Origin of the sequence: Vibrio sp. RM-41-2B (assembly GCF_024744415.1) — a bacterium.
In the GTDB taxonomy this organism is placed as follows: Bacteria; Pseudomonadota; Gammaproteobacteria; order Enterobacterales; family Vibrionaceae; genus Vibrio; species Vibrio diabolicus.
On record NZ_JAMQWD010000006.1, the window covers coordinates 449864 to 463420 of the forward strand.

7 protein-coding genes are annotated in these 13557 nt (G+C 46.0%); 4 read left to right on the forward strand and 3 right to left on the reverse strand.

What is annotated here, in order from left to right:
* Positions 1-313: 313 nt before the first annotated feature.
* Positions 314-1783: a glutamate synthase subunit beta gene (locus NB463_RS07180; RefSeq protein WP_258432313.1), complete on the reverse strand. Its 1470-nt coding sequence runs from the start codon at positions 1781-1783 to the stop codon at positions 314-316.
* Entirely contained in the window at positions 1783-6333 is a 4551-nt protein-coding gene (gltB, locus tag NB463_RS07185; RefSeq protein WP_258432314.1) for a glutamate synthase large subunit, read from the reverse strand. Before gltB ends, NB463_RS07180 begins: the two co-directional genes overlap by 1 nt.
* 552 nt (positions 6334-6885) lie before the next feature.
* Here gltB and NB463_RS07190 point away from each other — a divergent pair.
* From NB463_RS07190 to NB463_RS07205, 4 genes are all read left to right on the forward strand, one after another.
* A complete protein-coding gene (locus tag NB463_RS07190) occupies positions 6886-7845 on the forward strand; it encodes a TIGR01212 family radical SAM protein (RefSeq protein ID WP_258432315.1) in 960 nt (319 codons plus the stop codon).
* A gap of 35 nt (positions 7846-7880) precedes the next feature.
* Positions 7881-9629: a sensor domain-containing diguanylate cyclase gene (locus NB463_RS07195; protein WP_258432316.1), complete on the forward strand. Its 1749-nt coding sequence runs from the start codon at positions 7881-7883 to the stop codon at positions 9627-9629.
* 240 nt (positions 9630-9869) lie between these two features.
* Positions 9870-12224 (forward strand): aerobic respiration two-component sensor histidine kinase ArcB, encoded by a 2355-nt coding sequence (gene arcB / locus NB463_RS07200; protein ID WP_258432317.1) that lies wholly within the window; start codon positions 9870-9872, stop codon positions 12222-12224.
* A gap of 1 nt (position 12225) precedes the next feature.
* Complete coding sequence (locus NB463_RS07205; RefSeq protein WP_006742686.1) at positions 12226-12675, forward strand: hypothetical protein; 450 nt, start codon at positions 12226-12228, stop codon at positions 12673-12675.
* An 83-nt stretch (positions 12676-12758) separates the two neighbouring features.
* Here the strand turns inward: NB463_RS07205 and arcA are convergent, their stop codons facing one another.
* A complete protein-coding gene (gene arcA / locus NB463_RS07210) occupies positions 12759-13475 on the reverse strand; it encodes a two-component system response regulator ArcA (RefSeq protein ID WP_005381824.1) in 717 nt (238 codons plus the stop codon).
* Positions 13476-13557 lie beyond the last annotated feature (82 nt).

A 13557-nucleotide genomic window follows, 5' to 3' on the forward strand; every position in this document is an offset into this window, starting at 1 on the left:
TTTTGAGTGTTTTATTTTCATCAACTTCACAAGCTATAGCTTATTGTAAAAAAGGTCAAGTTATTAGTGGATAATCACGTGAATATGCGATTTACCATTTAATAAGCTAAAATAGTTTAATGATTTCAAATAGATAGAAAATTGATTGTTACAAAAAAGTAACATTTGATTCTGTGGGAAATAAAAAAGACCAGCATAAAATGCTGGTCAAAATAGAAAGATTGGAAGGAATTGTTTTCTTTCTTTGCTAATAGCCATCGATATCGCTGATGGCTATTTATGGCATTGAAAGAGGGAAGCGTGAATACTTCCGTTAAGCAGAAAGCATCAGTGAATCTGCTTTTGCTTCTAGGTTTGTGCCATCCATTAGGTAGTCATCGATAGCACGAGCACATTCGCGACCTTCGTTGATACAACGAACCACCAAAGATTGGCCTGTTCGCATATCACCAGCAGCAAATACGCCTTCTTGGTTAGTAGCAAAACCTTGAGTTGCTACGTTACCGCGATCATCTAGCGCGATATCCAGTTGAGCAAGCACGCCTGTAGGTTCTGGGTGTAAGAAGCCCATTGCTAGGAATGCCATATCACATGGGATCACTCGCTCGCTGCCTTCTACTTCTTTGAAATTTGGGCGCTCGCCTGGTTTTGCATCTTGCCAAACGATATCAGCAAGACGAAGGCCTGTGACTTCACCTTTGTCATTTCCGATGAACTCTTTGGTCAGGATGTTCCAGTGACGATCGACACCTTCTTCATGAGAGGTCGAAGTACGTAGGATCATTGGGTATTGAGGCCAAGGCATATTGGCTGGGCGCTTCTCTGGTGGAATCGGCATGATTTCCACTTGAGTTACGCTTGCTGCGCCGTGACGGTTTGACGTACCTACACAGTCTGAACCGGTATCACCACCACCAATGACAACCACATGTTTACCTTTTGCGTGAATCTCTTCCGTTTTCAGGTCCATGTTATTTGCACGTCGGTTGTTTTGACCTAGGAATTCCATTGCGAAGTGAACGCCTTTGAGCTCACGACCCGGAACTGGCAAATCACGTGGAACCGTTGAGCCACCCGTCAGTAGAACCACATCGAACTCTTGACGCAGTTGCTGAGCATTTACATCAACACCGACGTGTTGGTTTACTTTAAACTCAACGCCAGCTTCTGCCATTAGATTGATCTTACGATCAATGACTTCCATGCTCAGTTTAAAATCTGGAATACCGAAACGCAGCAGACCACCAACCTTCTCGTCTCGCTCGAATACTGTCACAGTATGACCAGCGCTGTTTAGCTGCTCAGCAGCCGCAAGACCCGCTGGTCCAGATCCAATGATCGCTATCGTTTTACCAGTGCGAGAACGTGGCGTTTTTGGCTTGGCGTACCCTTCACGATACGCCGTTTCTACGATGGTTTTCTCGATGTTACAGATGGTGATTGGGTCTTGGTTGATGCCAAGTACACAAGCACTTTCACATGGAGCAGGGCAAACACGACCAGTAAACTCTGGGAAGTTATTGGTTGAGCTTAGAATGTTCCATGCTTCTTCCCAGCTATCACGATAAACCGCATCGTTAAACTCTGGGATGATGTTACCGATAGGGCAGCCGTTATGACAAAACGGCACACCACAATCCATACAACGAGACGCTTGAGTATTGATCTTGTCACCAAACTCCTCGTTCAGAACGAACTCTTTGTTGTTCTTGATGCGTTCAGCTGGGTCGATCTTCTGTGGTAGTTCACGACCATGCTCTAAAAATCCAGTAGGCTTACCCATTATACGGCCTCCACTTGAGTTTCGTTTCCTTGAGACTGTGCTTCAGCTTTACGCTTTTGAAGCACCGCTTTATAGTCACGCGGCATTACCTTAACCATAGAGGCTAGGCTTGCTTCAAAGTTGTCTAGGAAAGACTGAGCGACTTCACTTCCTGTGAATTGAACATGCTTAGTTAGCATGTCGAGTAATAGATCTCTGTCTTCTTGCTCGATTGGATCTAGGTCTACTAACTCTGGGTTCAGTTTCGACTCAAAGTCGCCTGATTTATCCCATACGTAAGCCACGCCGCCACTCATACCTGCGGCAAAGTTACGACCTGTTGAACCAAGGATAATTGCTGCACCGCCCGTCATGTATTCACAACCGTGGTCACCGACGCCTTCTACTACTACTTTCGCGCCTGAGTTACGAACACAGAAACGTTCGCCAGCCATACCGCGAATGAAAGACTCACCCGAAGTGGCACCGTAGAAACACACGTTACCAACCACGATGTTATCTTCTGCGACAATGCTTGATTTCGCATCTGGGTAAAGTACTAACGTACCGCCAGATAAGCCTTTACCCCAGTAGTCGTTCGCGTCGCCTTCTACTTCGAACTTCACGCCCTTAGCTAGGAATGCGCCGAATGACTGACCCGCTGAACCTTTGAACTTCACGTTCATTGGTCGAGGTAGGCCGGCATCTTTGTACACTTTCGAGATTTCGTTCGACAGCATGGTGCCCGCAGAACGGTCAGTGTTGACGATAGGGAATTCGGCATTCACCGCCTCGCCTTTCTCGAGAGCAGGAATCGCCGCTTGAATCAGCTTACGGTCTAGTACCGATTCCAGATTGTGGTTCTGTTGCGTTTGGTTATGGATACCGTCTGACTCACGTGGTTGTTCAACGTGTAGAACAGGAGACAGATCTAGGTTCTTGTATTTCCAGTGAGAAACGTCTTGGCGAATCTTCAGCTTCTGACCTTGACCGACCATCTCATCAATAGTGCGAAAGCCAAGTTCAGCCATGATTTCACGTAGACCTTGTGCCATGTATTGGAAGAAGGTTACGACGTCTTCTACGCGACCATCAAATCGCTCGCGAAGCGTCTTGTTCTGAGTTGCGATACCAACAGGACAGGTGTTCTTATGACACTTACGCATCATGATACAACCTTCAACCACCAATGCTGCGGTTGCTACGCCCCATTCTTCTGCACCTAGTAGTGTTGCCACTGCAAGGTCGCGAGGTGTCTTCATCTGACCGTCCGCTTGAACCACGATACGGTTACGTAGACCGTTCTTTAGTAGCGTTTGGTGTGTTTCTGCCAAACCAAGTTCCCAAGGAAGACCAGTATGACGGATTGAAGACATTGGGGATGCACCAGTACCACCGTCGAAACCTGCGATTAGTACAACGTCTGCTTTCGCTTTCGCTACACCGGAAGCGATCGTACCTACGCCAGCTTCCGATACCAGCTTCACGTTTACACGACCCGCGCGGTTCGCGTTCTTCAAATCGTAGATAAGCTGAGCCAAATCTTCGATTGAGTAGATATCGTGGTGTGGTGGTGGCGAGATAAGACCGACGCCCGGAGTTGAGTGACGTGTAGCACCGATCCAGTCATCTACTTTATCGCCTGGTAGCTGACCCCCTTCACCTGGTTTCGCACCTTGAGCCATCTTGATTTGTAGCTCATCAGCGTTGGTTAGGTAGTAAGAGGTTACGCCGAAACGACCCGAAGCTACCTGTTTGATTGCAGAGCGTTCCCAATCGCCGTTGTCTTTGCGTTCGAAACGCATTGGGTCTTCACCACCTTCACCAGAGTTCGATTTCGCGCCAAGGCGGTTCATCGCAACAGCCAGTGTGGAGTGTGCTTCGTAAGAAATAGAACCGAATGACATAGCACCCGTAGCGAAGCGTTTCACGATGCTTTCAATTGGCTCGACTTCGTCGATAGAGATAGAGCCGGCTGGGTTCTTAATAAACTCAAGCTGGCTACGCAGAGTTACCGCGTTGTCACCTTGTTTATCGACTGCTGTCGCGTACTGCTTGAACTGATCGTAGTTCTTGTTGCGCGTAGACTCTTGCAGTAGAGAAATGGTTTCTGGGTTGAATAGGTGCTTCTCACCACGCTGTTTCCATTGGTAAACACCACCCACATCCAGCATTTGAATTGGGATTTCGCGTTGTGGGTAACCGATGCGGTGACGAACGAGCACTTCTTTAGCGATATCGTCAAGGGTGAGACCTTGGATACGAGAAACTGTACCTGTGAAGTACTTATCTACCACTGACTTATGAATACCTAAGGCTTCGAAGATTTGCGCACCGTGGTACGACTGCAGGGTTGAGATACCCATCTTCGAGAAGATCTTCAGAAGACCGCCATTGATCGCTTTACGGTAGTTGTTGAACAGATCGCGAGGGTTCGCTTCTGGGTCCAGCTTCTTCGTACGCTGAAGCTCAATGATGGTTTCAATCACTAGGTATGGGTTAACGGCGTTGGCACCGTAACCAATTAGCGTTGCAAAGTGGTGCGTTTCACGCGCGTCACCAGTTTCAACCACGATATCACACTTCGCACGTAGACCTTTGCGGATCAAGTGGTGATGTACTGCGCCAACTGCCAGCATTGCTGGGATCGCCGCGTGGTTTGAGTTCACTGCACGGTCAGTTAGCAGGATGATTGAGTAACCATCAATAACCGCATCTTCTGCGTATTGGCAGATGCGTTTTAGTGCGCGCTCAAGCTTGCCTTGGTCTTCACTGGCTTGGAATACGATATCCAGTGTCTTCGCCTGAAGATGCTCGTTGTCAATAGCACGCAGTTTCTCAAGCTCAGAGTTCGCCAGAACAGGCGATTCCAATTCGACTTTCTGACAGTGAAGTGGTGTTTCAGTCAGAAGGTTTTGGTCTTTACCCAAGTAAGTGTTCAGCGACATCACCATACGCTCACGGATCGGATCGATCGGTGGGTTAGTTACCTGTGCAAACAGCTGCTTGAAGTAGTTTGAAAGATGTTGCGACTGATGAGATAGAACCGCAAGAGGCCAGTCGGCACCCATGGCTGATAATGGCTCTTTCGCGTCATTCGCCATCGGAACGATGATTTCGTTCACTTCTTCAGTACTTACGCCAAACGCTTGTTGGCGGTGTAGAAGATGTTCTGGCTTAGGTTGGCTGAATTGGTTGCTCGCATCTGGCAGCTTCTTCAAGCTTAGTAGGTTTTCTTCTACCCACTTTTCGTAAGGCTGTGCCGTTGCGATGGTGTCTTTCACTTCTTCATCAGAGATGATGCGACCTTGCTCTAAGTCTGCAACGAAGATGCGACCTGGTTGTAGACGACCGCGGAACTCAACGTTCTCTGGCTCAATATCCACAACACCAGATTCTGATGCCATTACTAGGAAGTTATCTTTGGTCACTGTGTAGCGAGAAGGGCGCAGACCGTTACGGTCGAGTGTCGCACCAACTTGAACACCATCAGTAAAACATACTGAAGCCGGACCATCCCATGGTTCCATGATGTTCGCGTGGTACTGATAGAACGCGCGACGCTTAGGATCCATGTTTTTGTTTTCTTGCCATGCTTCCGGGATCATCATCATCAATGCGTGCGGCAGGCTACGACCAGAAAGAACTAGGAGCTCAAGTGCCATGTCAAAGTTAGATGAATCCGAACTGCCTTCCTGACAAATAGGAAGCAGCATGTCGATTTCAGCTTGGGTAAATAGATCGGATTCAATGATCGCTTCACGGGCTTTCATCCAGTTCAAGTTACCGCGAACGGTGTTGATTTCGCCGTTGTGGGCAATGTAACGGAAAGGCTGTGCAAGACGCCATTTCGGGAAGGTGTTGGTAGAGAAGCGAGAGTGTACCAGTGCCAGTGCGGTCACCATGGTCGGGTTTTGCAGATCAAGGAAGTACTGAGGTACTTGCTCGGTCGTTAACTGACCTTTGTACACCAATGTCTTGTAAGACATAGAGTTAATATAGAAGTCATCACCAATGTTCGAAACGCTTTCTAGGCAAACACGTACAGTGTAGTTACGAAGTACGTACAGTTTGCGCTCTAGCTCTTCAGGTGTAATACCTGGACCACCAGAGATAAACACATGCTCAAACTGAGGTTCTGTGCTTAGCGGGTCGGCACCGATCATTGAGTTATCGGTTGGCAATACGCGGTAGCCAATAACTTCAAGGTCTAGACGCTGAGCGTTGCGTTCTAGAATGTCACGGCATTGCTCGCGTTTGTATTCGTCTTTCGGGAAAAGTACGACACCCACACCATACTTTTCAAATGAAGGTAGTTTAATGCCGAGCTTAACGGCCTCTTCTAATAGGAATTCATGAGGTTTTTGTAGCAAGATACCCGCACCATCACCGCTGCATGGATCACAACCTTGACCACCACGGTGCTCCATGCGAGCTAGCATATCCAATGCTTGAGTCACTACTTCATGAGATTTACGGTTTTTAAGGTGAGCAACAAAACCGATACCACACGCGTCATGCTCCAATTCAGGAGTATATAGACCCTGTGGATTTTGCTCTCTATCTACCATAGATACATCCTTCCAGTTCAATGTCGACGCAAAAGCACCAGGCAGGCAAATGCCACCTAGACCATTGATTACGTCTTGTCCTTTATATTTATTATCGCCACCGATCTAGGTTGACCGATCTTGATTCCTTTCCGTATCTCGCAGGAAAAGTTTTGCGAGAAAAACAATCCTTGGTGGTATCCCTTTATTTATTGCCACTATTTAGTGATTTATATAGGTAGGAGTGGGATAACACCGACAAATCCCGCAGTGTACTTTGTAATAAAAGTCACAAAAATAACGGGGTTGTGTAAGTATCCTACAATTTTGTCACTTCAGAATGCAATGAAAAAGTCGACGTTGTGACCCAATTTTTTCGTTTAATTATGCATTTTTAGTTTAACATTTACGCAACATGAACGTTTTTTATCTGTATTTATGCAGGTTTATTGATTTTGAGCCGTATGATGTTTGTTTGAATTGACTAGTATTGTGTGTTTTTTCTTGCAGGGATGTAATTTATTTACACAGATCGTAGTGAGATTGATTACGGTTCATTGTTGGTGAGAATTTATGCAGTTACATGAGTTGGTCAATACAATCGGCCAAGATCTTCAGCGTCGATACGGTGAAAAAGTCCATAAACTAACGTTGCACGGTGGATTTAGTTGCCCTAACCGAGATGGCACGATTGGTCGGGGAGGATGTACTTTTTGTAATGTGGCTTCGTTTGCGGATGAAGAAGTACAGATAAAGAGTATTCACGATCAGTTGAAAGATCGTGCGGGCGAAATTCATCGAGCGAAGAAGTATCTCGCTTATTTTCAGGCTTACACCAGTACTTATGCGGAAGTGCAAGTGCTGAAAAATATGTATGAAGAAGCACTAAAAGCGGCTGATATTGTGGGATTGTGTGTCGGGACTCGTCCAGATTGCGTGCCTGATGCCGTATTAGATTTGCTGTCTGACTATGTACAGCAAGGTTATGAAATTTGGCTAGAGTTAGGGCTTCAAACCGCTAATAACGACACCCTTAAGCGCATCAATCGCGGTCATGATTTCGAATGTTATGCCGAGATCACCAAGCGTGCGCGTGCGCTAGGTATTAAAGTCTGTACTCATTTAATTGTTGGATTACCGAAAGAAAGCCGCGACGATAATATTGAGACGCTGCAAAAAGTGTTAGCCGTGGGCACGGATGGCATTAAGTTACATGGCTTGCATATTGTGGAAGGCAGCACCATGGCGAAAGCGTGGCGTGCAGGACGATTAGAGGCGCCAGAGCTAGAAGAGTATGTCGCAATTGCCAGTGAGATTATTCGTATGACGCCACCGGACGTGATTTACCATCGCGTTTCATCAGCAGCTCGTAGACCTACCTTATTATCGCCACTGTGGTGTGAAAATCGCTGGCTGGCGATGACTGAAATTGGTCGATCCCTCAGTGAACATGGTGCTCAAGGAAGCCTAACGGGAAACGCTTTTATCTATACTAAACCGGAATTAATAGCAGATCGCTCAATAAATAACTGATATATTTTAACCAGTTTTCTTTAAAGGTTTAAACGATGGATCAGTTACTCAATTGGCTTTGGGATGGTCAAGGCGGTTATGGCTATGTCGTCTTGTTATTAATTGCTAGCGTGTGCGCGTTAGCACTGATCTATTTGTACTTTCAAACATCACTTAAGCAACTCGTAACGGATTCACCCTATCCAGTCATAGTGCTGGATACTGGCCATGCTCAGATCTTGTTATCTAACCAAGCTGCGATGCAGTTATTAGGTATTCGCTCTCTAGGCACGGGATATTTGTATCCCGCTTTGTTCGATATTCGTGAGCTTGAGTCGTTTCTCGACAGTGTCTCTAGTCGTCATTTTAGCCAGCAGGTATTTGATTGGCGCTTATCTGAAAGCGAATCTATCAAGGTGGAGTTGTCAGGAAGAAAGAGTTTGCTGCGCAATCACCGTGTTTGGATCATCTACGCGCAGCCATATCAATCCACTCATCAAGAGCAGCAACAAGAGCTTGCGCAATTAACGATTGCCCGTTCGGCACTAGACTCACTCTCTGAGTTAATCTGTACCCAAGATCGCCAAGGGAATTTATTAACGACGAACCGAGCATTTGATCAATTTTGGGAAGGGCGAAGGGCAGAAGCCTGCGCATCAAAGGCTTCCATGGGTGAGGCTACCAGAAAGAGTGAGCGCAAGTGGACGACGGATCCACAAGGTCGCAGTTGCCTATTGGAAGTGAATCAAAACTCCCTTGTGTCACCGAGTGGTGAGCTGATCGGTACATTATCCATTAGTCATGATGTGACCGAGTGGCACAAAATGCAGCAAAACCTGAGAGATGAAATGGAGCGGCGTAAAGATACAGAAGTTGCGTTGGCGCAAAGGGATACTATCTTACAAACTATTCTTGACGCTAGCCCTGACTCTATCGGTATCTTCAATGAGAATATGGTCTATCAAGCGTGTAATAAACCGTTCGTTAATGCATTAGGTATTTCAGACGTGTCTGATTTGATCGGTAAGCGCCTTCAAGATGTCATTCCTGAAGAGATGTACGCTCGCTTAGCCGCTAGTGATTTGGATGCATTGCGTCAGTCAGAGCCTGTCCGATACATAGATAAAGTCGTTAGCAGTGATGGCAAAAGTACGTGGTTTGATGTGGTGAAATCGCCTTTTAAAGATAAAGCTTCAGGAACGAATGGTGTGCTGATCATGGCGCGTGATATTTCTGAACGTTACCTTGCCGAACAAAAGTTGGAGAGAGCCAATTTAGAGTTAGAAAAGTTGAGCTTTATGGATAGCTTAACTCAGGTATCGAACCGACGCCGCTTCGATGAACAACTGCAGGTACTATGGTACCACCATGCCCGCGAAAAGCTGCCGCTCACTATCATGTTGTGTGACATCGACTTTTTCAAAGATTACAACGATTGTTACGGCCATCAGCAAGGTGATGAAGCATTGGTCAGTGTTGCTACCGTATTCACAAAAGTCATCAATCGCTCTTCGGATTGTGTTGCGCGTTATGGTGGTGAGGAGTTTGGTTTTATCCTGCCGAATACCACAACGGAAGGCGCGAGCAATGTAGCGCAGCGTATTCATGAACAAATTCGACAACTCGATATGGAGCACGACAGCTCAGAAGCTTCGGAACGTCTCACGGTCAGTATCGGTCTTGTCTCTTATATTCCTCAACATGGTGATGAACCGGAAATGGGTATTGCCATGGCTGACAGTGCGCTATACCAAGCCAAAGCTGATGGACGTAATCGCACCTGTATTCACCCCAGTTCTTGCTAACGCTTTGTGACCGCTTGCTCTTAGTTGATAGCTGATTGTTTAAATCGCCGTATTAAACACGTTAAACTTACCGAAGCCTGTGCGTTCGTTGGTTAACTTATCTTTTTATCTTGTTTAGCAAGCGCAGTTCGCACTACGTATTTTTCACTAATCACACAGACCTAAATTGCGTTAGGCCGAATATGTCTGCTCGTTTTTATCATTGAAGGGCAACATCTAGCCAGCACCATGGAGTAGTTAATGAAACCCATGAAAAATCTCGCCCAGTATTATGTCGACTTGCTAGTCAAACTGGGGATTGTTCGTTTCTCGATTTTGCTGGCCCTTGCGCTGGTGGCATTAGCCGTTGTGGTGCAGGTGGGGATTACTTTAGCTCTCAAGGGGCGAGTCGACGATATCGACATTGTCCGTTCGGTGTTTTTTGGTCTCTTGATTACACCTTGGGCGGTTTATTTTCTTTCTGTTGTTGTTGATCAGCTAGAAGAGTCTCGCCAGCGTTTAACCAAGTTGGTGTCCAAACTGAAAGACATGCGCTCGCGAGACCAAGAACTGAATTATCAACTGCAACAAAACATCGAAAAGCTCAACCAAGAAATTGAAGAGCGCATTAAAGCAGAAGAAGCTCGAGAAGAGGCGATGCAAGATCTCGAAAACGAGGTGTTCCAACGAGAGCGTACTCAGTTAGAGCTTGCGGAACGCACTGCACTACTGCGTTCATTTATTGATGCCTCGCCAGACTTAATTTACTACCGCAATGCCGATGGTGTGTTCTCCGGTTGTAACCGGGCAATGGAAGAGCTAACGGGCAAGAAAGAGCACCAGTTAGTCGGATTAAGCCCTTGGGATGTGTATAGCAAAGAAATCGCTGAGCACATCGTTGATACTGACCAAAAGGTCTTCGCCGATAATCAAGCCATCACTTACGAGCAGTGGCTAGAGTATCCTGATGGACGCAAACATTACTTTGAACTGCGTAAAGTGCCGTTTTACAGCAAAGATGGTCGTCACCTTGGCTTGGTAGGTTTTGGCCGTGATATCACTGAACGTAAACGTCATGAAGAGTCGTTAGAGAAAGCAAGCCGTGATAAGACTACTTTCATCTCAACTATCAGTCATGAACTGCGAACGCCACTAAATGGCATTGTGGGTTTAAGTCGCATGCTTCTCGATAGTCCGTTGACAGAAGAGCAGCGCAAACACATGCAGACAATCAATGTGAGTGCGATTACGCTAGGTAACATATTCAACGATATTATCGATATGGATAAGTTTGATCGCCGCAAGCTAGAACTATTACCTGCGCCACTTAACTTCGAAGACTTCGTCGCTGAGATTGAAAGCATCTCAGCTTTGATGGCGGAGCAAAAAGGGCTGCGTTTTGACTTAGAACGTTTGAGTGATTTACCAAAAGCAATTGAAGTGGATGCGACCCGTTTACGTCAGGTAATTTGGAACTTGGTCAGCAACGCAATGAAGTTTACCAAAGAAGGTGGCGTTGTGATGACGGTGAGCGCGGATGTAGAAGACGATTTTGCCACCATTATTATGGAAGTGGAAGACACAGGTATTGGCATACCAGAAGACGAGCTCGATAAAATCTTTGCCATGTATTACCAAGTGAAGTCGGGCAAAGACAACCTACATGCGGTCGGTACAGGCATTGGTTTGGCGGTATCTAAGCAACTGATCAATATGATGGATGGTGACATCACTGTCGCCAGTGAAGAGGGTTTTGGTAGTACTTTTACCGTATCGATTCACGTTCCTATTGTGGAACTCGAAGAACCTGTCATTGATGCAAAACGCGATAATGTGCATCTCAACATCTTTATGGTCGAAGACATTGAGCTTAACGTCACTGTTGCCAAATCGTTGCTTGAGAGCTTAGGGCACTCCGTTACCGTGGCGATGACGGGACAAGAAGCGCTCGTGAACTTTGTGCCAGAAAAATATGACTTGGCGTTGTTGGATATTCAGCTGCCTGATATGACGGGGTTTGATGTCGCAAATTATTATCGCGAGCATTATAACAATCTGCCTCCATTGGTCGCCCTAACAGCTAATGTAATGAAAGATCGTCGTGAATATTTAGATAACGGTATGGATGATGCCATTAGTAAACCGCTTGCTGTGAACGCTATTCAGTCTGTAATTGATAAGTTCTTCGCGCATCAGGTAGAGCAGCAAGAGCAACCTGAGTGCGTTCCAGAAACAGTGGAAGAGCCGACCCCTTCTCCTGTGATTGAGACACACTTGCTCGATATGGATATGTTAGAGTCTTACGTCGACATTGTTGGTGCCAAGCCGGTCTACGACAGCATAAAAATGTTTGAAGACATGATGCCAGACTATATTGATGTTTTAGACTCAAACATGACGGCAAAAGATCAAGATGGGATTGTTTCTGAAGCGCATAAAATTAAAGGCGCTGCAGGTTCGATTGGCCTCAAACGTATCCAAAGTGTGGCGCAGAAAGCGCAATCTCCCGATATGCCAGCATGGTGGGAAAACATTTCAGACTGGGTTGAAGAGATCAAAAATGAATACCAAAACGATATTCAAGTCCTCAAAAGTTGGTTGGAACAAAGGAAATAACATGAAAAAAATCGCACCGTTGGCGTTGGTTATAGCATTGATGGCAGGTTGCAGTTCCGTTCCAAGTGTGAACTGGCAACAAAACAGTCAGATTACGATTAACCAGGTGAATGTCGAGCTCAAAAGTAACTTATGGGTGAACCTGATGCCGACTGTTGGGGAAGTACAAGAGCAAAGCATTCAAGGATCACTTTACCTTGAAGGAGACCAGTTACTCCCAGCCAACCTGACTGCCGAAGCGCTTATCATCAAGCAAGGGGAAAAAGAGTGGTGGGTGGATGAAGACTCTTTAGAAACTCGAACTCATAGTGAGAGCCAATGGGAAGTTGCCTTCACGTCTCAGGTAGACGCGGACACAGAAAAATCGGTTGATATCGCGGTACTTTTAGACGACGCAGGTAAACAGCGCTGGTTAGTGGAAAAATACGTGAAGATTAACAAGGTTTATTAGATTCAGTGATTGTCCGCTAATTGCTAAACCCAAAATAAAAGGGCTTGCTCAATGAGCAAGCCCTTTGCGTATTAGCGATTCAATTAGTCTTCTAGATCGCCACAGAAGCGGTAACCTTCGCCGTGGATAGTCGCGATGATTTCAGGAGTACCTGAAACAGACTCAAAGTGTTTACGAATACGACGAATCGTTACGTCTACAGTACGGTCATGCGGCTTAAGTTCACGGCCAGTCATCTTCTTAAGAAGATCGGCACGAGTTTGAATCTTACCTGGGTTCTCACAGAAGTGCAGTAGAGCTCGGAACTCAGAGCGAGGGAGCTTGTAGCTATCACCAGCAGGGCTTACTAGAGAGCGGCTGTTGATGTCCAGTACCCAACCATTGAATTCATACTTTTCTACTGAGCGTTTCTCTTCTTGCACCGCGTTAGAGCTCATTGAACGGCTAAGTAGGTTACGAGCACGAATAGTCAGTTCACGTGGGTTGAATGGTTTAGTGATGTAGTCATCTGCACCAATCTCAAGACCTAGGATCTTGTCCACTTCATTGTCACGGCCTGTCAGGAACATTAAAGCAATGTTCGCTTGTTCGCGTAGTTCACGCGCTAACAGAAGGCCATTCTTGCCTGGAAGATTAATGTCCATAATAACCAAGTTGACTGAGTTGTCAGACAACACTTGGTGCATCTCTTCACCGTCACTGGCTTCAAAAACAGCGTATCCCTCTGCTTCAAAAATACTCTTAAGAGTGTTACGAGTTACTTGCTCATCTTCAACGATAAGAATCTGCGGGGTTTGCATTGGCGGTACCTAAATTTGTGACAAAATTGTGCTAATAGAATAAATTCTAGGCAAAAATATAACATACAGGTAATGTGATTTT

Bases quoted from the DNA above. Each gene is read 5' to 3' on its own strand.
- NB463_RS07195 (WP_258432316.1), top strand. From the start codon at position 7,881: ATGGATCAGTTACTCAATTGGCTTTGGGATGGTCAAGGCGGTTATGGC.
- arcA (WP_005381824.1), bottom strand. From the start codon at position 13,475: ATGCAAACCCCGCAGATTCTTATCGTTGAAGATGAGCAAGTAACTCGT.
- gltB (WP_258432314.1), bottom strand. From the start codon at position 6,333: ATGGTAGATAGAGAGCAAAATCCACAGGGTCTATATACTCCTGAATTG.
- NB463_RS07205 (WP_006742686.1), top strand. From the start codon at position 12,226: ATGAAAAAAATCGCACCGTTGGCGTTGGTTATAGCATTGATGGCAGGT.
- NB463_RS07180 (WP_258432313.1), bottom strand. From the start codon at position 1,783: ATGGGTAAGCCTACTGGATTTTTAGAGCATGGTCGTGAACTACCACAG.
- NB463_RS07190 (WP_258432315.1), top strand. From the start codon at position 6,886: ATGCAGTTACATGAGTTGGTCAATACAATCGGCCAAGATCTTCAGCGT.
- arcB (WP_258432317.1), top strand. From the start codon at position 9,870: ATGAAACCCATGAAAAATCTCGCCCAGTATTATGTCGACTTGCTAGTC.